Origin of the sequence: Pseudomonas sp. LSJ-87, from assembly GCF_032971465.1 — a bacterium.
Lineage (GTDB): Bacteria > Pseudomonadota > Gammaproteobacteria > Pseudomonadales > Pseudomonadaceae > Aquipseudomonas > Aquipseudomonas putida_Z.
Map to the genome: position 1 here is coordinate 20,799 of NZ_JAWJYQ010000046.1, position 22,845 is coordinate 43,643.

A 22,845-nucleotide genomic window follows, 5' to 3' on the forward strand; every position below is an offset into this window, starting at 1 on the left:
CTGCAAGGACTTTCCATGACGGTCTACTTCATCGGCGCCGGCCCCGGCGACCCGGAACTGATCACAATCAAGGGCCAACGGCTGATCCGCCAGTGCCCGGTGATCATCTATGCCGGTTCGCTGGTGCCGGCCGCCGTGCTCGAGGGCCATCAGGCCGAGACCGTGATCAACAGCGCCGAACTGCACCTGGAACAAATCATCGCCGCCATGCGCAGTGCGCATGAGCAAGGCCTGGATGTGGCCCGGGTACACAGTGGCGACCCCAGCCTGTACGGCGCCATCGGCGAGCAGATCCGCCATCTGCAGGCGCTGGGCATCGATTACCAGATCATTCCCGGGGTCACCGCCACGGCGGCCAGCGCCGCCCTGCTCGGCTGCGAACTGACCCTGCCCCAGGTAGCGCAGACCGTTATCCTTACCCGCTATGGCGACAGTTCGCCGATGCCGCCCGGCGAGCAACTTGGCGACCTGGCGCGCCACGGCAGCACCCTGGCGATCCACCTGGGGGTCAAGCACCTGTCGCGTATCGTCGAAGAACTGCTGCCGCATTACGGCGCGCACTGCCCGGTGGCGGTGGTGCATCGCGCCACCTGGCCGGATCAGGACTGGGTGCGCGGCACCTTGGGCGATATCGTCGAACGCGTCGCGGCCAAGGGCTTCCGGCGCACGGCGCTGATCCTGGTCGGCCATGTGCTGGGCGACACACCGTTTGCCGAATCGGCCTTGTATCGCGCCGGGCATGCCCACCTGTATCGCCCTGGCGACTGAGCATTGCCAGGTTCGCCACGGGCGTAGCAGACTCCGGTTTCCCGCCTGCAAACAGGAGTCATGCCCATGCTGGACCTACGCCCAAACTGCGAGTGCTGCGATACCGACCTGCCGGGTGACAGCCCCGATGCGCTGATCTGCTCCTTCGAATGCACCTTCTGCCGTACCTGCGCCGAAACCCGTTTCCAGGGCCGCTGCCCGAACTGCACCGGCCAGTTGGTGGCACGCCCTACACGGGTCGGCCAGGCGCTGGCCAACAACCCCGCCTCGACCCAGCGCGTGAGCAAAGTACACTCCGCCTGCGCGTGATCTACTTCAAAACATTCAAAAAAACAGACATCGCCGCTTTGTCAGGGTGATGTCTTTCCCACGTTTTGTAGGACTTTTCAACAACTAGCCCGGGGACTTTCAACACTTCTATACTCGGCATTACCAAATTTCGGGAATGGTCGTATCGTGCAGCGCTTCCGATAACCCTACTTGCAGACGTATTCCTGAGTGATCCAGGAAGCGGACCACATCCTGACAGGAGTTTTCTTCATGACTACCGTGCTGATCGTCGACGACCACCCCATAGTGCGACTGTCCTTGAAAATGTTGCTCGAACGCGAGCGCTTCCAGGTCGTCGGCGAAGTCGGCGATGGCAGTGAAGTCACGCAGGAGGTCCGCAGACTGCGCCCGAACGTGGTCATCCTCGATATCGGCCTTCCGGGCCTGGACGGCATGGAAGTCATCAAGCGCCTCCAATGCCTGGAACCGGCCCCCAAGATCATGGTACTGACCGGCCAGGCCACCGATCTGTACGTGCGGCGCTGCCTGGATGCCGGCATTGGAGCCTTCGTCACCAAGGATGAAGACCATGAGGCCTTGCTGTTCGCCCTTAAGGCCCTGGTCAAGGGCTACTCGACCTTCCCGCAGATGTCGGTCAACAGCAACTCGCTGGAAAGCGAGCCCATGCGCCTGGCGAGCCTGTCCAACCGGGAAATGGAAGTGCTCAGGCGCCTGTCACGCGGCGAGAACAACAAGAATATCGGCACCTGCATGAACCTCAGTGCCAAGACCATCAGCACCTACAGGGGCCGCATCATGGAAAAGCTCAAGACCGAATCGCTGGTTGAGATGGTCGACCTGGCCAAGCGCAACAGCGTCTACTGAGCGCTCGGTGGCAATGAAGCGCCTGCTGGCAAGCGCCCTTCTGGTCATCGGCCTGGCCAGTTCCGGCGCGCTGCTGGCCAACAGCGAACCCCGCCAGTTGCTGGCGCGCTCGGTCAGCGCCGCCGCCCCGCTCGCGCTGTCCAGCGAAGAGCGGCAATGGCTCCAGCAACGCCAGCATCTGGTGCTTGGCAGTTCGCGGCCCGACTACCCACCGCTGGAAATCAATGTCAGCCAGCGCGACTATGAAGGCCTCAGCGCCGATTACGCAGGCATCATCGCTGAACAGCTGGGCACCACCATCGAAGTACGACGCTACGACAGCCGCCACGAAGCCATCGCTGCGCTACGCGACGGCCGTATCGACCTGCTGGGCAGCTCCAACGCCTTCGAGGCAGCGGATGCCCAGCTCAGCCTCAGTGCGAGCTACGCCGACGACCTGCCGGTCATCGTCACCCGCGAGGGGCACAGCCTGAAGAACACCCCCGACCTCGCCGGCCTGCGCCTGGCCATGGTCGATCATTACCTGCCGGCCAGCAGCGTCCGTAGCCTGTACCCCAAGGCGCAACTGAGCCTGTATCGCTCTACGCTGGCCGGGCTGGCCGCCGTCGAACTGGGCGAGGCCGACGCCTACCTGGGCGATGCCATCAGTACCGACTTCGCGATTGGCAAGAGTTACCAGGGCACACTGAAGATCGACCACTTCTGCCAGGTTGCCCCCGGGGCGTTTGCCTTTGCCCTGGCCAATGACAACCCGCGCCTGCGCCAGTTGGTCGACAAGGCGCTGGCGCGCATCAGCGAAAGCGAACGCCTGAACATCCTGCGCCGCTGGAGCAGTGGCAACACCAGCCTGCTGCTGCAACGCCACCTCACCGCCCTGACCGCCGAAGAAGACGCCTGGATCGCCGCCAACCCCAGCATCAGCGTGCTGGTCAACACATCGCTGGCGCCGCTGACCTTCAACGACGCCCAGCACCGCCCCAGCGGCATTACCCTCGACCTGCTCAAGCAGATCTCGCTGCGCACGGGGCTGAATTTCAAGCCGGTCGAAAGCCCGTCGGCGCAGGCAATGGTCGAGCGCCTGGCGCGCGGCGATGCGCAGATGATCGGCGCATTGGGCTATAGCGCAGACCGTTCTAAACAACTGCGCTATACCCGCCCCTACCTGGTCAGCCCGCGGGTGCTGGTCACCCGTGGCGACAATGCATTACCGGCGCAGACCATGGCGCTGGATGGCCAGCGCATCGCTCTGGTGCGCGGCTCGCCGCAACGGGCCGTGCTGCAACAACGCTACCCGCAGGCCAGGATGGTCGAAGTGGACAACCCGCTCGGCCTGATGGAAGCCGTGGCCAACGGTGCCGCCGACGTCGCCTTGAGCAGCCATATCAATGCCGCCTACTACATCAGCCATGTGTTCAAGGACCGCCTGCGCATTGCCAGCGTGCTCGACGACGACCCGGCCATCGCCGCCTTCGCCGTGGCCGCCGACCAGCCGCAGTTGCAGGCAATCCTCGACAAGGCGCTGCTGAGCATTCCACCCGAAGAGCTGGACCAGTTGATCAACCGCTGGCGCACCACCACCCTGGTCAGTGACAGCCCTTGGCGCGACTACCGCACCCTGGCCTTACAGGTGCTGGTGCTGTCGGCCTTGCTGCTGGCCGGGGTGGTGTTCTGGAACAGCTACCTGCGCAAGGTGATCAACCAGCGCACCGAGGCCCAGCATGCCCTGCAAGCGCAGCTGGCGCTCAGCCGCGGCCTGCTCGAGCAGCTGCGCCAGGCCAAGGACGACGCCGAACAGGCCAGCCAGACCAAAAGCACCTTCCTGGCCACCATGAGCCATGAAATCCGTACCCCGATGAATGCCGTGATCGGCCTGCTGGAGTTGGCCCTGGAAGACAGCCGCGGCGGCCGTTGCGACACCCAGACCTTGCAGACCGCCCACGATTCGGCCATCGGCCTGCTTGAGCTGATTGGCGATATTCTCGACATTTCCCGCATCGAATCCGGGCACATCACCCTGCAGCCGGTGCCCACCAACCTGGTCGAACTGGTACGCGCCACCGTGCGGGTGTTCGAAGGCAATGCACGGGCCAAAGGCCTGCACTTGCACAGCGAGCTGCCCGCTGCGCCGGTCTGGGTACTGGCTGACCCGCTGCGCCTCAAACAGGTCTTGTCCAACCTGATCAGCAACGCCATCAAGTTCACCGACCGCGGCGAAGTCCAGGCCAGCCTGCTGCTCTCGCCCGCCGAAAATGACAGCCTGGCAGTGGAGCTGAATGTGCGAGACACCGGTATCGGCATCGGCCCAGCCGACCAGGCCCGGCTGTTCAATGCCTTCGTCCAGGCCGATGGCCCCCGGGCACGCCAGGGTGCCGGCCTGGGGCTGGTCATCAGCCGCACCCTGGCCGAGTTGATGGGCGGCACCTTGAGCCTGCAGAGCGTCGAAGGCGTAGGTACCAAGGTGCAGGTCTGCGTGCGGCTGCCTGCGTGCGCAGCACCGGTACAGGTCGAACAGCACGCCCCGCAGCTGGAAAGCAGCAGCGGCCCGCTGAACATACTGGTGGTCGACGACTACCCCGCCAACCTGCTGCTGCTGGAGCGGCAACTGCATACCCTGGGGCATCGGGTCACGCTAGCGGAGAACGGGGAAATCGCGCTGGCACGCTGGCAGGCAGCGTGCTTCGACCTGGTGATCACCGACTGCAGCATGCCGGTCATGGACGGCCACGAACTGACCCGCCGCATCCGCAGCCTCGAGGGCGAACGCGGCCTGGCGGCATGCCGCATTCTCGGCGTCACCGCCAACGCCCAGGCCGAGGAGCGTGCCCGCTGCCTGGCCAGCGGCATGGACGAATGCCTGTTCAAACCCATTGGCCTGCGTACGCTCAAGGCCCACCTGCCCCACGCTCACCCCCGGCAACAGCCGCCAGCGCGACGCGCCAGCGGGTTCAACCTTGGCGAACTGCGGCACCTGACCCAGGACGACGAACAGCTGACGCGGAATCTGCTGGAACAGCTGGCACAAAGCGTCAGCGAAGACCTGGCCACCTTGCGCGCACTGGCAGCAGATGCCTCCGGCGAGGCTGTGCGCGCCCTGGCTCACCGGATCAAGGGTGGGGCGAAAATGCTCAAGGTACGCACGCTGGTCCACGATTGCGAAGCCATCGAACAGGCCCAAGGCCAAGGCCTGCCGACGACTGACCTGCGCCTGCAATTGCAGGCCAGCCTGGAGACCCTGCTGGACGAGTTGGGCGATGCGCTCAATGCAATTGCAGCGTCGAACTGATCTGGCTGATGGCGTTTACCACGTGCCGTGAACCCTGCTGGATTTCCATGATCACCGTGCCGGCCTCGTTGGCCAGCGCCACGCCATGATCGGTGCGTTTCAGGCTCGACTGCATGCTGGCCACGGCCAACAGCGACAGGTCGTGGTTCTGCCGCACCACGTCGACAATTTCCAGGGTGGCCTTGCTGGTTCGCGCCGCCAGGTTGCGCACCTCGTCGGCCACCACGGCAAAACCGCGCCCGTGCTCGCCGGCGCGGGCCGCCTCGATGGCCGCGTTCAAAGCCAGCAGGTTGGTCTGGTCGGCAATGCCACGGATGGTCAGCACGATCTGCCCGATCACATCCGACTGCTTGCTCACCGCATCGATGCTGCGGGCCGCGTCGTTGAGTTCATGGGAAATCTGCTCGATCACCTGTACCGCCTGCTGTACCACCTCGGTGCCCTTGCGCGCGCAGGCATCGGTCTGCACCGAACTGGCATGGGCAGCATCGGCGGCGCTTTGCTGGGTGCTGATCTGGCGGGTGATGTCGCTGGCGAACTTCACCACCTTGTACAAGCGGCCCTTGCTGTCGAAGATCGGGTTGTAGGACGCCTCCAGGTAGACCGTCCGGCCATGTTTGTCGACGCGTTCAAAACGGTGCGAATGGTATTCGCCGCGGTTGAGCGAAGCCCAGAACTCGCGGTACTCGGCCGATTCGCGCTCATGCGCCAGGCAGAACAGCCCGTGATGGCGGCCGACCACTTCGTCCAGGCGATAGCCCATGGTGTCGAGGAAGTTCTGGTTGGCCTTGATCACCCGGCCTTGCGGGGTGAATTCGATCACCGCCATGGAGCGGCCGATGGCCTTGAGCAGGCTTTCGCTCTCGTGCTCCTCCATCACCCGCTGGCTGATGTCGGATGCCACCTTGATCACGCTGGTGACCTGGCGCTGCTCGTCCAGCACCGGCATGTAGCTGGCTTCCAGCCAGACTTCGCGGCCGGCCTTGTCGATGCGCTCGAAGGTACCGCTGATGGCCTTGCCCTGCCCCAGTTCACGCCACAGTTGCTGGTATTCGGCGCTTTTCGCGTAGCCAGGGTCGCAGAACAGCCGGTGATGCTTGCCGCGCAACTCCTCGGCGCTGTAGCCCATGGCCTGGCAGAAGCGCTCATTGGCATCGAGGATCGTGCCGTCGGGGGTGAACTCGATCATTGCCATGGAGCGGCTGATCGCCGCCAGCTTGGCCTGCAAGCTGGCCAAGGCCTCATGACTGCGCTGGATCTCGACCAGATCGGACTTGCGGTGGAAATCGAACATGACGCCGGGCTCCTGTATGCGCGGTGTCCTGAGCATAGATCGCCGTTAGCGCCATGCAAGCACAGTGCTATCACCTTGTAATTAATGCATTCATAGTACGGAGCGCGCTTCTTGACCAGGATGGGCAAGCGTCCGGGCTCAGGAACTCTCCCGCACCATCAACTCGAAGCCCAGGTCCTGCTGCGCATTCGGCACCCGCTTGCCATCGAGCAACGCCAGCAGCGCCTGCGCAGCACCGCGCCCCACGGCGGCCCGAGGCGTGCGAATCGAGGTCAGCCGCGGCACCATGTGCGCCGAAGCCGGCAGGTCGTTGAAACCGACCATCGCCACCTGCCGCGGCACCTCCACCCCTTGGCGCAATGCCTGCAGCACCGCGCCCTGGGCCAGGTCGTCGTTGCAGAAGAAGATACCGTCGACATCCGGCGCCTGCTGCAGCAACTGGCTGAACAACGCGCTGCCCAGGGCAATGGAAGAAGGCTCCGGCGCCAGCACTTCCAGCTCGGCCGCCTGCAAGCCGGCCTCGGCCAATGCCTGGCGGAACCCTTCGGCACGCTGCATCACCCGCGGGTCGAGCTGCGCGGCAATAAACGCCAGGCGCTTGCGCCCGCGCTCGATCAGGTGGCGGGCCGCGGCGCGCCCGGCCTGCTGCTGCGAGAAGCCGACCGACAACGCCCCGGCCTCGCCATTCAGTTCCATCATGTGCACACAGGGCACGCCACTGGCCGCCAGCATCTGCCGCGATGCCTCGCTGCGCTCGAAACCGGTCAGCAGCATGCCGCAGGGCTGGTAGGCCAGGTAGTTGCGGATCAGGTTCTCTTCTTCGGCAAGATCGTAGTGATAGTTGCCGATCAGCACCTCGAGCCCACGCGGGCGCATGACCTCATGAATGGCTTCCAGCGTATCGATGAACAGCTGGTTGGACAGCGACGGGATCAACACCACCACCGACTGGCTGCGCGCCGATGCCAGGGCACGGGCCGCCGGGTTGGCCACGTAGCCAAGGCTCGCTGCGGCAGCAACGACCTTTTCCACCAGCTCCGGCGCAACCGTGCTGACCCCACGCAGGGCGCGGGAGGCGGTAATCGGGGAAACCCCGGAAAGCCTGGCAACTTCTGCCAGGGTGGGACGACCTGTGGTGCGGGAGCCGGTGCGGGACATGGATGTTGTAATTTTACTACTTGCAAGGAAAGGGAACGGCCACTAAGGTAGCGCTGTCTCAGGACGCAGGCAATGTAATCTTTGGTAGCAGCCACCGCGCGCTCGCCGCCAAGCGTCCATACTGCGTAAGGACAAGATCAATAACACCGGGGGAGGTGACTGTTCGTCGACGACGAGACAGCGCTATCTCACCCGCAGGAGGTACTGATGAATTCTCCCCTGTCCGCCATCGTGGTGATGGGCGTGGCCGGTTGCGGCAAAAGCTGCATCGGCGCTGCAATCGCCGCCCGAAGCGGCGGCCGCCTGATCGAAGGCGACGCTTTCCACCCTGCCGAAAACATCCGCAAGATGAGCGCTGGCATCCCCCTGGACGACAGCGACCGTGCCGGCTGGCTGGTGCGTCTCGGTCAGGAGCTGCAAGCCACGACCCAGGCCGGGGAACGTCCGATCCTGACCTGTTCGGCCCTCAAGCGCCGCTATCGCGACTCCCTGCGCGATGCCATGCCCGGGCTGGTGTTCGTGTTCCTCGAACTGTCACCCGCCGAGGCGGAAAAACGCGTGCTGGCCCGCCCCGGGCATTTCATGCCGGCGAGCCTCATCAACAGCCAGTTCGCTGCCCTCGAGGCGCCACACGGCGAACCCCTGACCCTGGCACTTGACGCCACCCAGCCCATCGAAGCGCTTGCCGAAGCGGTGGACAGCTGGCTAAAGGGCCGCGGTGAGCCGGGCCTGGCACAAACCGCCTGACCGTGGCGGCTTTCCCGGCCCACCCAAGACAGCGCTACCCTGCCCCATAAGCGCAAGCAAAGTTACAAAAAAGCTACGCCAAAACAACGATAAGACCGAGGCCTTCAAACCATGTTCGGACTGGCTACTGATACCTTCCTGCTGCTCGACGCGCTGGTTACCATCGTCGGGCTGATCCTGCTGATCACCCACTTCAAAGTCCACCCCTTCGTCGCCCTGACCATCGCGGCCGGCTTCCTTGGCCTGACCTCCGGCATGCCGGTGGCCAAGGTCATGAAATCGTTCCAGGACGGTTTTGGCGGCGTGCTGGGCTTCGTCGGCATCGTGCTTGCCCTGGGCACCATGCTTGGCAAGCTGATGGCCGACTCCGGGGGGGCCGACCAGATCGCGCAAACCCTCATACGTGCCTTCGGCAAGAAGAACGTGCACTGGGCGATGATGTTCGCCGCCTTCCTGGTGGGCATTCCGCTGTTCTTCGAAATCGGCTTCGTGCTGCTGATTCCGCTGGTGTTCATCGTCGCCCGGCGTTCCGGCGTGTCGCTGATCAAGATCGGCATTCCACTGCTGGCCGGCCTGTCGGTGGTGCACGGCCTGGTGCCCCCGCACCCGGGCCCGCTGCTGGCAATCGGCATCTTCCATGCCGACATCGGCAAGACCATCTTCTATGGCCTGATCGTGGCGCTGCCTACCGCCATCATCGCCGGCCCGCTGTTCGGTAACTTCATTTCCCGCTACATCCCGGGCACCCCGTCCCAGGAGCTGATGGACCAGATCGCCAAGGAGTCCGACCAGGGCAACCTGCCAAGCTTCACCATCACCCTGGTCACCGTGCTGCTGCCGGTGGTGCTGATGCTGCTGAAGACCTTCGCCGACGTGGTGCTGCCCGCCGAGCACATCGTGCGTCAGTGGATGGACCTGATCGGCCACCCCATCACCGCCCTGCTCGCTGCCCTGCTGCTGGCCTTCTACACCTTCGGCTCGGCCCGTGGCTTCAACCGCCAGCAGATCATGAAGATGCTCGACCAGAGCCTGGCACCAACCGCGGCGATCGTGCTGATCGTGGGTGCCGGCGGCGGCTTCAAGCAGATGCTGGTAGACACCGGCGTGGGCAACGTGATCGGGCAGATGGCCGTGCAGGCGGAGATTTCGCCGATCATGCTGGCCTGGCTGGTAGCGGCGGTAATCCGCATTGCCACCGGTTCCGCGACGGTCGCCACCATCACCGGCGCGGGCATCGTCGCACCGGTGATCGACCTGGTGCCTGGGGTCAACCGTGAGCTGCTGGTGCTGGCCACCGGCGCCGGCTCGCTGATCCTGTCCCATGTCAACGACGCCGGTTTCTGGCTGGTGAAGCAGTACTTCAACATGACCGTGGCGGAAACCTTCAAGACCTGGAGCATGATGGAGACCATCCTGTCGATCGTCGGCATCATCTTCATCATGTTGCTGTCGCTGGTGGTGTAACCGTTGATCGGGGTAATGGCACCTTGAAGCTTCGGGTAGGGCCGAACGGAAGTATCAGCCCTACCCGAAGCAAAGGAGCCTGCCATGCCCCGCTCAAGCATCCTGCTGATTGCCCTGCTCGCCGCGCCATTGGCCATAGCTGCCGGCACCGGCCCCACCTACCCCGACGACCCGCACAACCCGGCGCCCAAGCCGGGCGCGGACAGCACCCTCAACCCGATCGAAAAGCCCATGCCGCGGGACACCGACCCACGCATAAAAGGCAACGACCCGGACAGCCCGCCCGCTGAACAGAATGACAACCGGGATTTGCCGGGGATGGATGGCAGTGGCTCGGAAGGTACCGGGCGGCAGGGAGCAGCCGATAATCAGCGTTGATCAATGCCCCTGAATGCAACTGTCTTGCTCAACTACTAAAAGTTGCCGCGCCCCCCTGTGGGAGCGGCCTTGTGTCGCGAAAGGGCCGCAAAGCGGCCCCAGGATTGATGCACAACAGTTGAAATTGCTGGGGCCGCCTTGCGGCCCTTTCGCGACACAAGGCCGCTCCCACAGGTACAGCGACAACCTCAATGCCGCTCCCGCAGGTCCCCGTACGGCCCTTTGCCCGATGCTCACCACTGGCGCTTGTCCGGCCTGGTCAGCCCCAGTTTCTCGATCCGGTAACGCAGCATGTCCCGCGACAACCCGAGCATGCGCGCCGACTTGGTCACGTTCCAGTCCGTGCGGTCCAGGGTCTTGCACACCAGGTCGCGCTCCATGTCCGGCAGGCTGGTGCCGGGCTCGGGTTCGTGCCGGGGCATTTCGAACACCGCAGGCGCCGCCTGTTGCACCAGCGGCTCGTCGATCAGGGTCATGCACAGGTTGAGCTGATGCGCCTGCACCACCTCGTTCGGTGCCAGCAGCACGGTCTGCTCCAGCATGTTGCGCAGTTCGCGCACATTGCCTGGCCAGCTGTAACCGAGCATCAGGTTTTCCGCCTCGGCGGAAAAACGCAGGTTCGACTTGCCATAACGCCGGCCATGATGGGCCAGGAAATGCCGCGCCAGCAGCAGCACGTCCTGCCCGCGGGCATACAGGCGCGGTACCTTCAGGGCGATGATGCGCAGGCGGAAGAACAGGTCGCGGCGGAACTTGCCCTGCTGCACCATCTGCTCCAGGTTGCAGTTGGTAGCGCTGATCACCCGCAGGTCGACCTTGCGCTCCTTCACCGCGCCGATCCGGCGGATACTGCGGTCTTCCAGCAACTTGAGCAGCTTGGCCTGCAGCACCAGGTCCATCTCGCCAATCTCATCGAGGAACAAGGTGCCGCCATCGGCAGCCTCCACCAGGCCCACCCGGCGCTCCTTGGCATCGGTAAAGGCGCCCTTCTCGTGGCCGAACAGCTCGGCCTCCAGCAGGTTGGCCGGGATCGAGGCACAGTTGAACTCGATGAACGGCCCCTTGCTGCGCGAACCATCGAAATGCAGGGCGCGGGCCACCAGCTCCTTGCCGGTACCGGTCTCGCCTTCGATCAGCACCGGTGGCAAGTCGTCGCTGGCCATGCGCCGCTCGGCATCCAGCACCTGGCGCAGGGTGTGCTTGAGGGTGAGCATCGTCGGTGATTCGCCGATCAACGCCTGCAACCCGGACTTCTGCGCCTCGCGCTCCTGGTAGAACGACAACGTGCGCTCCATGCGTTCGGCAGCCAGCGCCTTGTCCAGGGTCAGCTTGAGCTCGGCCAGCACCACCGGCTTGGTCAGGTAATGGAAGGCGCCCTCCTTCATTGCCTGCACGGCATCTTCGACATTGCCGTAGCCGGTCATCATGATCACTTTCAGGTCCGGCACCTGCGCCACCAAGGTACGCAGCAGGTCGTGCCCGCTCATGCCCGGCAGCGAGTTGTCGGTCAGCACCGCATCGGGCTGGCCCCGCTTGATCTGCTCCAGCGCCAGTTCCGCGCTGTGGCACACGGTGACCTCGAAGCCCTTGAGGCTGAGGTAGGTGCGAATATTGTCGGCGAGAATTTCATCATCCTCGACTACCAGGATGCTGTGCTCCATGGTCCCCTCCCGCTGCGATATTGAATGTGAGGCTGACGCGGGTTCCTTCCTCTTCGCGGCTGCTCAGGCTGACCGAGCCGCCAAAACGTTCCATGATGCGTTTGACCAGGGCCAGGCCTACGCCGAGGCCGCCCTGCTTGGTCGTGTAGAACGGCTTGAACACCATCCGTTCCTGCTGTTGGCTCATGCCCTTGCCGGTATCGCTGAGGACGAACTCGGCACGCTGCCCATCCTGCACATTGACCTGGGCACGCAGCATGCCGCCTTCGGGCATGGCTTCCAGGGCATTGGAGAACAGGGTGTTGAGAATTTGCGTAAGCTGTAGCGGCTGGCTGGCCACCCATTGTGACCGGGGGCCTTCGTAGCAGAAGTGCACACCGTTGCGTTCGATCTGCTGGGCGAAGGCCAGGTGGGTGTCCTCGATGGCCGTGACCAGGTCCACGGCCTCGGCGTCGTCACTGGTCGGGCGCAGCGACACCAGCAAGTCACGCACCCAGCGCGACATGCGGTCGACCTGGCTGATGATGTCGGTGATGTTCTTCTGCGCCGCGGGGTTGGCGATTTCCTGGGCCAGTTCGGCGCTGGAGCGGATGTTGGCCAGCGGGTTGCGCAAGCTATGCGCCACCGCCGAGGACATCTCGCCCAGGGCCACATAGGTTTCACTGGCCACCAGCCGGTCCTGCTGCAAATGCAATAGCTGCGCCGCGCGGCGCACGATCCAGAACAGGCCGAAGTAGACCAGCGCCCCGCCCACCAGGGTCGAGGCCCAGATCAGCACATAGCCGCGCTGGATGCGCCGGACCAGGTCTTGCGGCTCCTTGTAGATCTCCACCATCGCCAGCACCTGCTCGCCCTGGCTGTCGAACAGCGGGATGTAGTTCTCGATGAACAGGTAACGCGGCTCACGCTGGAACTTCTGCTCTTCGCGGTCATCGTCGGCCTGGTGGTAGCTGGCCGACACCGCCTTGCGCGAGCGGAAGGCGCGGTCGAGGTCGCCATCGGCCTCGATGCGCTTGCCGATCAGCTCCCGGTTGGTCGACCAGACGATGGTACGGTCGCGTGCATAGACATTGGCCAGCAAGGTGTCCGGCAGGTGCTCGACATGGTCGAGGAACTCGACCCGGGTAGATTCAGCCAGGTCCGGGGTGAACTGCAGGTGCTGCTGATCCAGGCGCGGGTCAAGCAACTCGCCCATGGTGGTGCCCGGCGGCAACTGCGAATGGCGCACTTCGGCCTGGGCCATGGCCTGGATGAACTGTGCGGTGAGCATGGCATCGCGCTCGACGCTGTCGCGCACCACGAAACGCGTCGACACATAACCCAGCCCGCCTGCCACCGAGGCGATGATCAGCAGGCTGATGACCGAGAACCAGCGCAGCAGGTTGAATTCGCGCAATGGCACGGCCATACCGCTGGCGGTAGTACTGGCCTTGCCTGGCACTTCATTATCCAGCATCTGCATCGCGTGCTTCCCGCGCAGGGCGTCCGTTCAGAAATGCATCAAGGCGACGAACAGTAGCCAATTGATAGCACTCCACCCGTGCAGCCGCAGCTGCCATTTGTCGTGTGTTGCGCTCCGCCTGTCACGTTGCAAGAACCCAGCCAGCCACCCGGCTGATTTGATTAGTTCTCGATAATCAATAGGTTAATGAATTTTTCTAAATTCTCATGGAGGATAATCCCCCACATTTGGGGATTTTCACCCCAGAAAACACAAGTCCTTTATAAACAACAAGATACAAAGATTTATCAATGTAAATTATGAGGAACTGATCAGCCGGAAACTCAACGAAACCCGGGTGCCATGGCCTTCACTGCTGCTGAGCCGGACGCTGCCACCGAAGCGTTCCATGATGCGTTTCACCAACACCAGGCCCACGCCCAACCCACCCTGCTTGGTGGTGAAGAAAGGCCGGAAGGCCATGCGCTGCTGCTCTTCGTTCATGCCTTTGCCGTTGTCGGACAGGCGCAGGGTCAGGTTACGCCGGTCATGGCGCACCACCTCGACACGCAACCGCCCACCCTGCTCCATCGACTCCAGGGCGTTGGCAATCAGGCTGCTGAAAATCTGCCGCAGTAACACCGGGTGCCCCAGCACCTGCACCGCCGGTAACGGTTGCAGGTCCAGGCTCACGCCGCCACGCGCCAGCAGCACCGCGTAGGTCTGCAGGCTTTCCTGCAATGCCAGCGGCAAATCCACCGCCACTGCCTCATCGTTGAGCGGGCGCAATGACTGCAACATCTGGCGGATCCACTGCGACATGCGGTCGACCTGGCTGATGATGTCGTTGACATTGCGCTGCGCCGGGCCGTCGTCGAACGCCTGGGCCAGCTCGGCACTGGAACGGATGCTGGCCAGCGGGTTGCGCAGGCTGTGGGCTACCGCCGAGGACACCTCGCCCAGTGCCACGTAGGTTTCGTTGCTGATCAGCCGCTTCTGCTGCACCGACAGCAGGCGCGCGGCGCGGTGCATGATGCCGTACAGGCCGACGTAGACCAGCCCGGCACCAACGGTGATCGCCAGCCAGATCAGGATCAGGCCATGCTCGATGCGCACGATCAGGTCGTGGGGCTCCTTGTAGATCTCGACCATCGCCGTGACCTGCTCGCCATCGGCATCGAACAGCGGAATGTAGTTCTCGATGAACAACTGCTCGGGTGGGATGACGAACTTCTGCTCGGCGCGGGCCTGTTCGAAGTTGTGGTAGCTGGCCGAGACTCGCATCTTGTACTCGAAGGCCTTCTCCAAGTCCTGGTCGCCTTCGATCAGCTTGCCGACCAGCGCCGGGTTGCTGGACCAGACCACCGTACGGTCCGGGGCATAGATGTTGGCCAGCAGCATGTCGGGCAGGTGGGCGATGTGGTCGAGGAACTCGCCACGCGCCCTGCGCCGGGCGTCCGGGTCGACATCGAGCAGGTTGGCGCGGTCGATGCGCGGGTCGAGCAGCTCACCCATGGTGCGCACATTGGGGATCGACACATGGCGCACTTCGGCATCGGCGATGGAGGTAATGAATTGCGCGGTGAGCAAGGCATCGCGCTCGATGCTCTCGTCGATGATGAAACGGCTGGAAATCAACCCCAGCCCGACCGCTACCGAGAGGATGATGGCCAGGCTGACCCAGGCGTACCAGCGCAGCAGGTTGAACGGCTTGCGTGGGGTGGCCAGTTCGTTACCGGCGGGTACTTCAATAGCGTCGGAACGAGGGGCGATGTCCATGGCGGACTCCACAACTGGGCACCTTCAGAAGGTTATAGCCCAGAGTTGGGGAAACCATCGGGTCAGCTTGGTGGCATCCGCCGAAGGGTATTGTTTTGTTTCCCGTACTGAACGCACCTGCCTTGCAAAAATCCAGTTGCTCACACGGTCCCTGTGGGAGCGGCTTTAGCCGCGAACACCGGCGCAGCCGGTGCCATGCACCGCGTTGGATTCTTCGCGGCTAAAGCCGCTCCCACAGGGGTCGCGCCAGCTTTGAAAGGGGCCACAGAGGCTAATCACCCGTCAACCCCTGCAACCGGCGGTACTCCCGCAGCACATTCGGTACATAGCGCCGGGTCTCGGCAAACGGCGGTACCGCACCACGGCGCAACACAGCTTCGGGGCCGGCGTTGTAGGCCGCCACGGCCAGGGTGATGTCATTGTCGAACAAGTTGAGCATGCGCTTGAGGTAGCGGGCCCCGCCCTGCACGTTGTCTTCCGGGTCCAGGCGGTTTTCCACGCCCATCTCGCGGGCGGTATCCGGCATCAGTTGCATCAGCCCCACCGCGCCCGCCGGTGAACGGGCCTTGGGGTTGTAGCCGGACTCGGCCTTGATCACCGCATGCAGCAACGCCGGGGGGACGTCGTGGGTACGCGCCGCGGCGGCGACCAGCTTGGCGTAGGGGCGGCCGGTGATGAGCTGCGCGTTGGCCGGGCCGGCCTGGGCCTTCGGCTCGCTGATCACCGTTTCATAGAGGCGCCCGGGTCGATGGACGTTGGTCAGTATGTAGCTGCCTTTGGCGTCGATGGAAATGTACACATCGGCCTGGGCAGCACCTGCCACCAGCCAGATCAAACCGAGAATGAGTCCACGCATGTCGGTCGCCTCTTCGTGGTACCCCCAATGTTGGGGGATATACCCCGGAAAACCCGAGGTCGATGACCACGACGCAAGCACTGTGCCGCTTTGCGTACCGCATGGTGCAAGGCGCCAGCGCAGGCGTGCACGGCTGTTGCATGGAGCCTGCAAAAGCTTGTCCCCATGCAGCGGAGGGCTTCACCATGCAGCGCAGAACCAACCCTCAACGTGGCTTCACCCTGCTTGAACTCCTGGTGGTACTGGTGGTGCTCGGCCTGTTGGCCGGTATCGTCGCGCCCAAGTACTTCAGCCAGCTCGGCCGCTCCGAGGCCAAGGTGGCGCGGGCGCAGATAGAGGGGCTGAGCAAGGCCCTGGACCTGTACCGCCTCGAAGTCGGCCACTACCCCAGCAGTGAGCAAGGCCTGCAGGCCCTGGTGATCGCCCCCAGTGGCGAAGCGCGCTGGACCGGCCCGTACCTGCAGAAGGCCGTGCCGCAAGACCCGTGGGGCCGCGCGTACATCTACCGGCAACCTGGCGAGAACGGCGGCGAGTACGACCTGCTGTCGATGGGCAAGGACGGCCAGCCCGGTGGCGACGGGGAAAACGCCGAAATCACCAGTTGGCAGTAGGGAGAACGGCCATGCGCTACAGCCTCAAGGCCCTGGGCAGGCAGGGTGTGGTGCAGTTGCAGATCGACGCCGAGGATGCCGACCAGGCCCGCCGCCAGGCCGAGGACCAGGGCCTGCGCGTGCTCAGCCTGCGCGGCCACGGCGGCGCCTTGCGCGGCATGGCCTGGCGCCGCGAAGCAAGCTTTGACCTGGTGCTGTTCAGCCAGGAACTTTCAACCCTGCTCAACGCTGGCCTGCCGCTGATCGACGCGCTGGAGAGCCTGGCGGAAAAGGCCCCTGCAGCGGCAACGCGCAAAGTGCTCGCCGAACTGGTCCGCCAACTGTACGAAGGCCGCTCGCTGTCCCAGGCCCTGGGCCAGCAGCCACGGGTATTCCCGCCGCTGTACGTGGCGCTGGTGCAATCCAGCGAGCGTACCGGCGCGCTGGGCGACGCCCTCGCCCGCTACATCAGCTACCGCCAGCGCCTGGACCTGGTACGGCAGAAGCTGGTGGGCGCCTCGGTGTACCCGTTGCTGCTATTGCTGGTGGGTGGTGGCGTGGTGCTGTTCCTGCTTGGCTACGTGGTGCCGCGTTTCAGCCAGGTATTCGAGGGCATGGGCACCGAGTTGCCCTGGCTGTCTCGGCTGCTGATGCAGATCGGCCTGTTCCTGCATGCCCAGCAACTGCCACTGGCGTTGGGCACCCTCGGCGCGGTCACGGCGCTGTGGCTGCTGCGCCGCCGGCCACGGGTGCGGCGCTGGGCAGCCTGCCAGCTGCGGCGCCTGCCGGCACTGCACCAACGCCTGATGATGTACGAACTGGCGCGCTTCTACCGCTCGTTGGGCATCTTGCTGCAAGGCGGTATCCCCATCCTCACCGCCATGGGCATGGCCCGCGGCCTGCTCGGCAGCGCGGCGGCCCAGGGCCTGGAGCACGCCAGCCAGCGGGTCGGCGAAGGGTTGCCGCTGTCCGACGCGCTGGAGGCCGGGCAACTGGTCACGCCGGTATCGCTGCGCCTGCTGCGGGCCGGCGAGCAGTCCGGCAACCTGGGCGAGATGCTGGAGCGCTGCGCCGACTTCCATGACCAGGAAATCGGCCGCTGGGTGGAATGGTTCGTCAAGCTGTTCGAACCACTGCTGATGACCTTCATCGGCCTGCTGATCGGCCTGATCGTGATCCTGATGTACATGCCGATCTTCGAGCTGGCCTCGAGCATTCACTGAATGGCCAGGCCCAGGCTTTCGCGCAGGGTGGTGCCCTCGTAGGCGGTGCGGTATACCCCGCGCTCCTGCAGCAGCGGCACCACTTGCTCGGTAAAGCGGCGGAACTGCCCGGGGTGGCCGATATAGATGTTGAAACCATCCAGGGCCCGCGCCTCGAACCACTCGGCCATTCTGGCCGCTACCGTTGCCGGCGAACCGACGAAGGCCCCCGGCCGCAACTGGCGGCCGAACTCCACCGCCTGGCGCAAGCTCAAGCCCTGCTCCCGTGCCTGGTCGGCAATACGCCTGGCGTTGGTGAAGAAGCTGCTGCGCGCGTGCTCCAGGCTTTCTTGCGGGAATGGCGCATCGAGGTCGTACTGGCTGAAGTCGTGCCAGCCGAAGTTGCGCCCGAACTCCTTGAGCGCCAGCTCGAAGCTGTGGTCCTGCTGGTGGTAATGGCGCTCGATCTCGCGGGCGTGTTCGTCGGTGTCGCCGACATAGATCTCGGCCCCGGGCAATACCAGCAGCTGCTCGGGGTCACGCCCCAGCCGCGCGGCGCGGCCCTTCACATCACGGTAGAACGCCTGGCCCTGCTCGATGCTGGCGGCGTGGGTAAAGATCACATCCGCCGTGGCGGCCCCAAGGTCACGCCCCTGCTGCGAATCGCCGGCCTGGAAGATGACCGGCTGGCCCTGTGGCGAGCGCTGGATGTTCAACGGCCCCACCACCGAGAAGTGCTCGCCCTTGTGGTTCAGGGCATGCATCCGGCTGGGGTCGAGGAACTGCCCGGTGGCCCGGTTGCGCGGGAAGGCGCCGTCTTCATAGGAGCGCCACAGGCCCTGCACCACCGCGACGTGCTCCTGGGCGCGGGCATAGCGGGTGTCGTAGTCGTAGTGCTCGTCACGGCCATAGTTGCCGGCGGTGCCGGCGTCGCCACTGGTGACCACGTTCCAGCCGGCGCGGCCCTTGCTGATCAGGTCCAGCGAGGCAAGGCGGCGGGCGACGTTGAAGGGTTCGTTGTAGGAAGTGGTCAGGGTGCCGACCAGGCCGATGTGGCGTGTGCTTACCGCCAGCGCCGAAAGCACGGTCAGCGGCTCCAGGCGGTTGAGGTAATGGGACGGCGAGCCGGGGGTGATGTACTGACTGTCGACGATGAACATCAGGTCGAACAACGCCGCCTCGGCCTGGCGGGCGATGTCGATGTACCAGTCGATATTGACGCTGGCGTCGGCAGGCAGCTCCGGGTCGAGCCACAGGTTGTGCCGGCCAGGGCCGCCGCAGCCCATGGTCAGGGCGCCAAGCTTGATCTTGCGGGTGGTCATGGGTATTCCTCGGAAATGGTGGTGGCTGTGCCGGCCTCTTCGCGGGTAAACCCGCTCCCACAGGAATTGCGCAGTATTCGAGTGCTGCACTGCCCCTGTGGGAGCGGGTTCACCCGCGAAAGGGCCGGTACAGGCGTAATCAGTGCTCGAACGCCGCCGCGAACGAGGTATCGAACAGGCTGGCCGCCGGGTAGGCCTTGATCAGCCCCAGCCCGGCAAAGAAGTCCACGGTCTTCTGCGCCTCCACGATCACCTGCGGGTTCAGTGCCGCCACATCGGTACGCGCCCTGGCAAACCAGGCCCGGGCGATGTCGCGGTCGGCACGGGTGCGCTTGGCCCAGGCATCGGCATACGCCTCGGTGTGGGCGGGGTCGCTCAGGGTCCAGTCACGGGCCTTCTTCAGGCGCTGGAGAAAATCACTGATCTGCGCCCGCTTGGCCTCCACCGCCTTGGCATTGGCCACCACGAAACTCTGCGCCGGAATCAGCCCTTCGGCCGTGGCCAGCACCCGCGCCCCTTGGCGCTCCTGCTGGGTGACATAGGGTTCCCAGGTGGCGATCACGTCCACCGAACCACCATCCAGGGCATGCGACGCATCCAGGGCGCTGAGGTAGCGCAACTCCAAGGCGTCACGCGGCACTGCAGCCTTGTCCAGCGCGCTGAACAACAGTTGCTGGCTCCAGGAACACTTCCAGATCGCCGCACGTTTGCCACGCAGGTCTTCGAGGCGGTGAATGTTCGAGTCCTTGCGTGCCAGGATGGCCACGCCCTCCAGGTTCTGCCGGCTGACCGCAATCACCTTGATTGGCGCACCCAGCGCACCGAGGAACAACGGCGGCGCATCGCCCAGCAGGCCGATGTCCAGGCTGCCCACGTTCAGCGCCTCGGCCACCGGCGAGCCGGCGGTGAACTGCTTCCATTCCAGGGTATAGGGCAGGTCGTCGAGCACGCCGGCCGCTTCCATCACGGCGCGGGCATTGAAGCTCTGGTCGCCAACCACCAGGGTTTGCGCGGCGGCCGCCAGGCTGAGGGAGCTGGCCAGCACACCGGCGGCCAATTGCTTGAGGTATCGCACGTTCGTCTCCAGGTACCGTCGAGGTACATAAGGCCGATCCGCGCGTGCGGTCTCGTGGGGTAATCGCGGGGCTTGCTGTTCGTTGCGCCCATTTCAAAACAGATCAGCCAAGCTGTAAATGCATTTTTTGCATATTAGCTTATGAATATTTTTACTTTTAAGAATACTCACCGCATTTGCTAGGGTTCAACCAAACCGTCAGCCGAGCCTGAACCATGAGCCAACCCCTGCGCCTCGAGCGCCTGCGTCACTTCATCGACGCACTTTCGCAACTGCTGGACCGGGAAACCGACGAAGCCACCCTCCTCGACCAGGGCCAGGGCCTGCTGCGCAGCCTGGTCGCCCATGACGACTGGCTGCCCGAAGCGCTGGCGCAGCCGGACCCGGCCCGTTACCAGCAATACCTGCTGCATTGCGATTCGCGCCAGCGCTTTTCCATCGTCAGTTTCGTCTGGGGGCCAGGCCAGCAGACGCCGATCCACGACCACCGGGTGTGGGGACTGATTGGCATGTTGCGTGGCGCCGAATACTCGCAAGGCTTTGTCCGTAGCGAGCACGGTGCGTTGCTACCGGCAGGCGAGCCGGTGCGCATCGACCCTGGCCACGTGGAAGCCGTATCGCCGCGCATCGGTGATATCCACCAGGTCAGCAACGCCTTCGCCGACCAGGTGTCGATCAGCATTCACGTGTATGGCGCCAACATCGGCGCCGTCAGCCGTGCCGTGTACCTGCCCGACGGCAGCGAGAAACCGTTCATTTCCGGCTATTCCAACACCCTTCTGCCCAATATCTGGGACCTGTCCAAAGAGAACCCTGCCCCATGAGTACCGTAGCCACCCGCGCCTTCCACGACATTCGTCGGGCATTGCTGGCCCATGAAGAACTGGCGCTGATCGATGTACGCGAGGAAGACCCGTTCGCCCAGGCACACCCGTTGTTCGCCGCCAACATTCCGTTGTCGAAACTGGAGCTGGAGGTGTTTGCCCGGGTCCCCCGGCGCGACACCGCCATCACCCTGTATGACGACGGCGAAGGCCTGGCGGCCCAGGCCGGCCAGCGTCTGACGGCACTGGGCTACAGCGATGTGGCACTGCTCGAAGGTGGCCTGGCCGGCTGGCGCGCAGCAGGCGGCGAACTGTTCCGCGACGTCAACGTACCAAGCAAGGCCTTTGGCGAACTGGTGGAAAGCGTGCGCCACACCCCATCGCTGGCAGCCGAACAGGTGCAAGCGCTGCTGGATGCCAAGGCCGATGTGGTGGTGCTCGATGCCCGCCGCTTCGACGAATACCAGACCATGAGCATCCCGGGTGGCATCAGCGTCCCGGGTGCCGAACTGGTGCTGCGGGTGGCCGAGCTGGCGCCCGACCCTGCCACCCAGGTGATTGTCAATTGCGCCGGGCGCACCCGCAGCATCATCGGCACCCAGTCGCTGGTCAACGCCGGCATCCCCAACCCGGTGGCCGCCCTGCGCAACGGCACCATTGGCTGGACCCTGGCCGGGCAAACCCTGGCCCACGGCCAGCAACGGCGTTTCGGCGAGGTTACCGACAGCACCCGTGCCGATGCCGCACAGCGCGCGCGCAGCGTGGCCGACCGCGCCGGCGTGGCCCGCCTGGAACCCGAAGGCCTGGCCGCCTGGCAGGCTGATACCAGCCGCACCACCTACCTGTTCGACGTACGCACGCCCGAGGAATACGCCCAGGGCCACCTGCCGGCCAGCCGCAGCGTGCCGGGCGGGCAGCTGGTGCAGGAAACCGACCATGTCGCCAGCGTACGCGGGGCGCGCATCGTGCTGGTGGACGATGACGGCGTGCGGGCCAACATGAGCGCTTCGTGGCTGGCGCAGATGGGCTGGCAGGTGGCAGTGCTGGACGGGTTGTCAGCGGCAGACTTCAGTGCAGCCGGCGAGTGGCAGCCGCCGCAGCCGGCGTTGCCGGCGGTGACCGAAATAGGTGTCGAGCAACTGGATGACTGGCTGCAAGCGCCAGGCACCGTGCTGCTGGACTTCACCAGCAGTGCCAACTATGTGAAACGGCACATTCCAGGCGCTTACTGGGCGATCCGCGCGCAGTTGCCACAGGTGCTGGAGCGCTTGCCGGTAGCCGAGCGCTATGTGCTGACCTGCGGCAGCAGCCTGCTGGCGCGCTTTGCGGCGCTGGACTTGCAGGCACTGACGCAAACCCCGGTGTACGTGCTGGACGGTGGCACGGCGCGCTGGATTGCGGCGGGCAAGGCGCTGGAGAGCGGCGAAACGCGCTTGGCCGTGGCGCGTACCGACCGTTATCGCCGGCCTTATGAAGGGACGGACAACCCGCGTGAGGCGATGCAGGGGTATCTCGACTGGGAGTTCGGCTTGATTGCCCAGTTGGAGCGCGATGGCACCCATGGGTTCCGCGTATCGAGCTGACATTGCCGGGTTAGCAAATGGGGCCGCTTTGCGGCCCTTCGCGGGCATGCCCGCTCCCACAGGGGCCGCGCATTCACCAAATCCAGCGCCGTACCTGTGGGAGCGGGCAAGCCCGCGAACACCGGCAAAGCCGGTGCCATACCTAAACCCACTACAACAAGATCATGCCGCAAATCGATGAACGACCCACACATATCATTCATCGTGATAATAACCTTCGCCCCGTTCGATTCGTGCATCACGCGCAAGACACTCACACTCCGCC

19 protein-coding genes and 1 pseudogene are annotated in these 22,845 nt (G+C 64.5%); 11 read left to right on the top strand and 9 right to left on the bottom strand.

Annotated elements, in window-relative coordinates:
- Nucleotides 1–15 precede the first annotated feature (15 nt).
- The 4 genes from cobM (at nucleotide 16) to RYH74_RS22700 (ending at nucleotide 5,206) form a co-directional block, all read left to right on the top strand.
- The gene (cobM, locus tag RYH74_RS22685; RefSeq protein WP_085615512.1) at nucleotides 16–768 is read left to right on the top strand and encodes a precorrin-4 C(11)-methyltransferase; all 753 of its coding nucleotides are present in this window, start codon (nucleotides 16–18) and stop codon (nucleotides 766–768) included.
- 66 nt (nucleotides 769–834) lie between these two features.
- On the top strand, nucleotides 835–1,077 hold the full coding sequence (locus RYH74_RS22690) for a DUF1272 domain-containing protein (protein WP_085615510.1): 243 nt from the start codon (nucleotides 835–837) through the stop codon (nucleotides 1,075–1,077).
- A gap of 231 nt (nucleotides 1,078–1,308) precedes the next feature.
- On the top strand, nucleotides 1,309–1,923 hold the full coding sequence (locus tag RYH74_RS22695; protein WP_075045341.1) for a response regulator transcription factor: 615 nt from the start codon (nucleotides 1,309–1,311) through the stop codon (nucleotides 1,921–1,923).
- A gap of 13 nt (nucleotides 1,924–1,936) precedes the next feature.
- Nucleotides 1,937–5,206: a transporter substrate-binding domain-containing protein gene (locus tag RYH74_RS22700; RefSeq protein ID WP_317410184.1), complete on the top strand. Its 3,270-nt coding sequence runs from the start codon at nucleotides 1,937–1,939 to the stop codon at nucleotides 5,204–5,206.
- On the opposite strand, the gene RYH74_RS26595 is transcribed toward RYH74_RS22700, so the two are convergent.
- The 3 genes and pseudogenes from RYH74_RS26595 to RYH74_RS22710 all read right to left on the bottom strand — a co-directional run bounded on the left by RYH74_RS26595 (nucleotide 5,181) and on the right by RYH74_RS22710 (nucleotide 7,658).
- On the bottom strand, nucleotides 5,181–5,675 hold the full coding sequence (locus tag RYH74_RS26595) for a methyl-accepting chemotaxis protein (protein WP_256220410.1): 495 nt from the start codon (nucleotides 5,673–5,675) through the stop codon (nucleotides 5,181–5,183). The genes RYH74_RS22700 and RYH74_RS26595 overlap by 26 nt on opposite strands.
- A gap of 42 nt (nucleotides 5,676–5,717) precedes the next feature.
- Nucleotides 5,718–6,536, bottom strand: a pseudogene (locus tag RYH74_RS26600) (PAS domain-containing protein); the annotation flags it as partial.
- Nucleotides 6,537–6,638: 102 nt separating this feature from the next.
- Nucleotides 6,639–7,658, bottom strand: a complete 1,020-nt coding sequence (locus tag RYH74_RS22710) for a LacI family DNA-binding transcriptional regulator (RefSeq protein WP_025339312.1) — start codon at nucleotides 7,656–7,658, stop codon at nucleotides 6,639–6,641.
- 207 nt (nucleotides 7,659–7,865) lie between these two features.
- Here RYH74_RS22710 and RYH74_RS22715 point away from each other — a divergent pair, with 207 nt between their 5' ends.
- From RYH74_RS22715 to RYH74_RS22725, 3 genes are all read left to right on the top strand, one after another.
- A complete protein-coding gene (locus tag RYH74_RS22715; RefSeq protein WP_317410185.1) occupies nucleotides 7,866–8,405 on the top strand; it encodes a gluconokinase in 540 nt (179 codons plus the stop codon).
- A 111-nt stretch (nucleotides 8,406–8,516) separates the two neighbouring features.
- Entirely contained in the window at nucleotides 8,517–9,869 is a 1,353-nt protein-coding gene (locus RYH74_RS22720) for a GntP family permease (protein WP_015270532.1), read from the top strand.
- Nucleotides 9,870–9,953: 84 nt separating this feature from the next.
- Nucleotides 9,954–10,247, top strand: a complete 294-nt coding sequence (locus tag RYH74_RS22725; protein WP_013972806.1) for a hypothetical protein — start codon at nucleotides 9,954–9,956, stop codon at nucleotides 10,245–10,247.
- A gap of 233 nt (nucleotides 10,248–10,480) precedes the next feature.
- On the opposite strand, the gene RYH74_RS22730 is transcribed toward RYH74_RS22725, so the two are convergent.
- The 4 genes from RYH74_RS22730 to RYH74_RS22745 form a co-directional block, all read right to left on the bottom strand.
- Nucleotides 10,481–11,908, bottom strand: coding sequence for a sigma-54-dependent transcriptional regulator (locus RYH74_RS22730; RefSeq protein ID WP_317410186.1), 1,428 nt, complete (start codon nucleotides 11,906–11,908; stop codon nucleotides 10,481–10,483).
- Nucleotides 11,877–13,370 (bottom strand): sensor histidine kinase, encoded by a 1,494-nt coding sequence (locus RYH74_RS22735; RefSeq protein WP_075045347.1) that lies wholly within the window; start codon nucleotides 13,368–13,370, stop codon nucleotides 11,877–11,879. Before RYH74_RS22735 ends, RYH74_RS22730 begins: the two co-directional genes overlap by 32 nt.
- 297 nt (nucleotides 13,371–13,667) lie before the next feature.
- Nucleotides 13,668–15,128 carry a HAMP domain-containing sensor histidine kinase gene (locus RYH74_RS22740; RefSeq protein WP_317410187.1) on the bottom strand — a complete coding sequence of 487 codons (1,461 nt, stop codon included), beginning with the start codon at nucleotides 15,126–15,128 and terminating at the stop codon, nucleotides 13,668–13,670.
- 271 nt (nucleotides 15,129–15,399) lie between these two features.
- Complete coding sequence (locus RYH74_RS22745; protein ID WP_023662492.1) at nucleotides 15,400–15,984, bottom strand: lytic transglycosylase domain-containing protein; 585 nt, start codon at nucleotides 15,982–15,984, stop codon at nucleotides 15,400–15,402.
- Nucleotides 15,985–16,169: 185 nt separating this feature from the next.
- On the opposite strand from RYH74_RS22745, the gene gspG reads away from it, so the two are divergent.
- Together gspG and RYH74_RS22755 are read left to right on the top strand one after the other, a co-directional pair.
- On the top strand, nucleotides 16,170–16,595 hold the full coding sequence (gene gspG / locus RYH74_RS22750; protein WP_025339317.1) for a type II secretion system major pseudopilin GspG: 426 nt from the start codon (nucleotides 16,170–16,172) through the stop codon (nucleotides 16,593–16,595).
- An 11-nt stretch (nucleotides 16,596–16,606) separates the two neighbouring features.
- Nucleotides 16,607–17,797, top strand: a complete 1,191-nt coding sequence (locus RYH74_RS22755) for a type II secretion system F family protein (protein WP_317410188.1) — start codon at nucleotides 16,607–16,609, stop codon at nucleotides 17,795–17,797.
- Here RYH74_RS22755 and RYH74_RS22760 read toward each other — a convergent pair.
- Both RYH74_RS22760 and RYH74_RS22765 read right to left on the bottom strand, forming a co-directional pair.
- A complete protein-coding gene (locus RYH74_RS22760; RefSeq protein ID WP_317410189.1) occupies nucleotides 17,791–19,098 on the bottom strand; it encodes an LLM class flavin-dependent oxidoreductase in 1,308 nt (435 codons plus the stop codon). The two genes, RYH74_RS22755 and RYH74_RS22760, sit on opposite strands and share 7 nt — an antisense overlap.
- 139 nt (nucleotides 19,099–19,237) lie before the next feature.
- Nucleotides 19,238–20,173: an ABC transporter substrate-binding protein gene (locus tag RYH74_RS22765; protein WP_317410190.1), complete on the bottom strand. Its 936-nt coding sequence runs from the start codon at nucleotides 20,171–20,173 to the stop codon at nucleotides 19,238–19,240.
- Nucleotides 20,174–20,388: 215 nt separating this feature from the next.
- Here RYH74_RS22765 and RYH74_RS22770 point away from each other — a divergent pair, with 215 nt between their 5' ends.
- Nucleotides 20,389–20,997 (top strand): cysteine dioxygenase, encoded by a 609-nt coding sequence (locus RYH74_RS22770; RefSeq protein WP_274120590.1) that lies wholly within the window; start codon nucleotides 20,389–20,391, stop codon nucleotides 20,995–20,997.
- Complete coding sequence (locus tag RYH74_RS22775) at nucleotides 20,994–22,580, top strand: rhodanese-related sulfurtransferase (RefSeq protein ID WP_317410191.1); 1,587 nt, start codon at nucleotides 20,994–20,996, stop codon at nucleotides 22,578–22,580. Before RYH74_RS22770 ends, RYH74_RS22775 begins: the two co-directional genes overlap by 4 nt.
- The last annotated feature ends 265 nt before the right edge of the window (nucleotides 22,581–22,845 follow it).

What these genes read in the sequence shown, in the direction of transcription:
- RYH74_RS22690 (WP_085615510.1), top strand. Translation starts at nt 835, where the DNA reads ATGCTGGACCTACGCCCAAACTGCGAGTGCTGCGATACCGACCTGCCG.
- RYH74_RS22695 (WP_075045341.1), top strand. Translation starts at nt 1,309, where the DNA reads ATGACTACCGTGCTGATCGTCGACGACCACCCCATAGTGCGACTGTCC.
- RYH74_RS22730 (WP_317410186.1), bottom strand. Translation starts at nt 11,908, where the DNA reads ATGGAGCACAGCATCCTGGTAGTCGAGGATGATGAAATTCTCGCCGAC.
- RYH74_RS22755 (WP_317410188.1), top strand. Translation starts at nt 16,607, where the DNA reads ATGCGCTACAGCCTCAAGGCCCTGGGCAGGCAGGGTGTGGTGCAGTTG.
- RYH74_RS22725 (WP_013972806.1), top strand. Translation starts at nt 9,954, where the DNA reads ATGCCCCGCTCAAGCATCCTGCTGATTGCCCTGCTCGCCGCGCCATTG.
- RYH74_RS22735 (WP_075045347.1), bottom strand. Translation starts at nt 13,370, where the DNA reads ATGCAGATGCTGGATAATGAAGTGCCAGGCAAGGCCAGTACTACCGCC.
- RYH74_RS22770 (WP_274120590.1), top strand. Translation starts at nt 20,389, where the DNA reads ATGAGCCAACCCCTGCGCCTCGAGCGCCTGCGTCACTTCATCGACGCA.
- cobM (WP_085615512.1), top strand. Translation starts at nt 16, where the DNA reads ATGACGGTCTACTTCATCGGCGCCGGCCCCGGCGACCCGGAACTGATC.
- gspG (WP_025339317.1), top strand. Translation starts at nt 16,170, where the DNA reads ATGCAGCGCAGAACCAACCCTCAACGTGGCTTCACCCTGCTTGAACTC.
- RYH74_RS22745 (WP_023662492.1), bottom strand. Translation starts at nt 15,984, where the DNA reads ATGCGTGGACTCATTCTCGGTTTGATCTGGCTGGTGGCAGGTGCTGCC.
- RYH74_RS22715 (WP_317410185.1), top strand. Translation starts at nt 7,866, where the DNA reads ATGAATTCTCCCCTGTCCGCCATCGTGGTGATGGGCGTGGCCGGTTGC.
- RYH74_RS22700 (WP_317410184.1), top strand. Translation starts at nt 1,937, where the DNA reads ATGAAGCGCCTGCTGGCAAGCGCCCTTCTGGTCATCGGCCTGGCCAGT.
- RYH74_RS22720 (WP_015270532.1), top strand. Translation starts at nt 8,517, where the DNA reads ATGTTCGGACTGGCTACTGATACCTTCCTGCTGCTCGACGCGCTGGTT.
- RYH74_RS22740 (WP_317410187.1), bottom strand. Translation starts at nt 15,128, where the DNA reads ATGGACATCGCCCCTCGTTCCGACGCTATTGAAGTACCCGCCGGTAAC.
- RYH74_RS22710 (WP_025339312.1), bottom strand. Translation starts at nt 7,658, where the DNA reads ATGTCCCGCACCGGCTCCCGCACCACAGGTCGTCCCACCCTGGCAGAA.
- RYH74_RS22760 (WP_317410189.1), bottom strand. Translation starts at nt 19,098, where the DNA reads ATGACCACCCGCAAGATCAAGCTTGGCGCCCTGACCATGGGCTGCGGC.
- RYH74_RS22775 (WP_317410191.1), top strand. Translation starts at nt 20,994, where the DNA reads ATGAGTACCGTAGCCACCCGCGCCTTCCACGACATTCGTCGGGCATTG.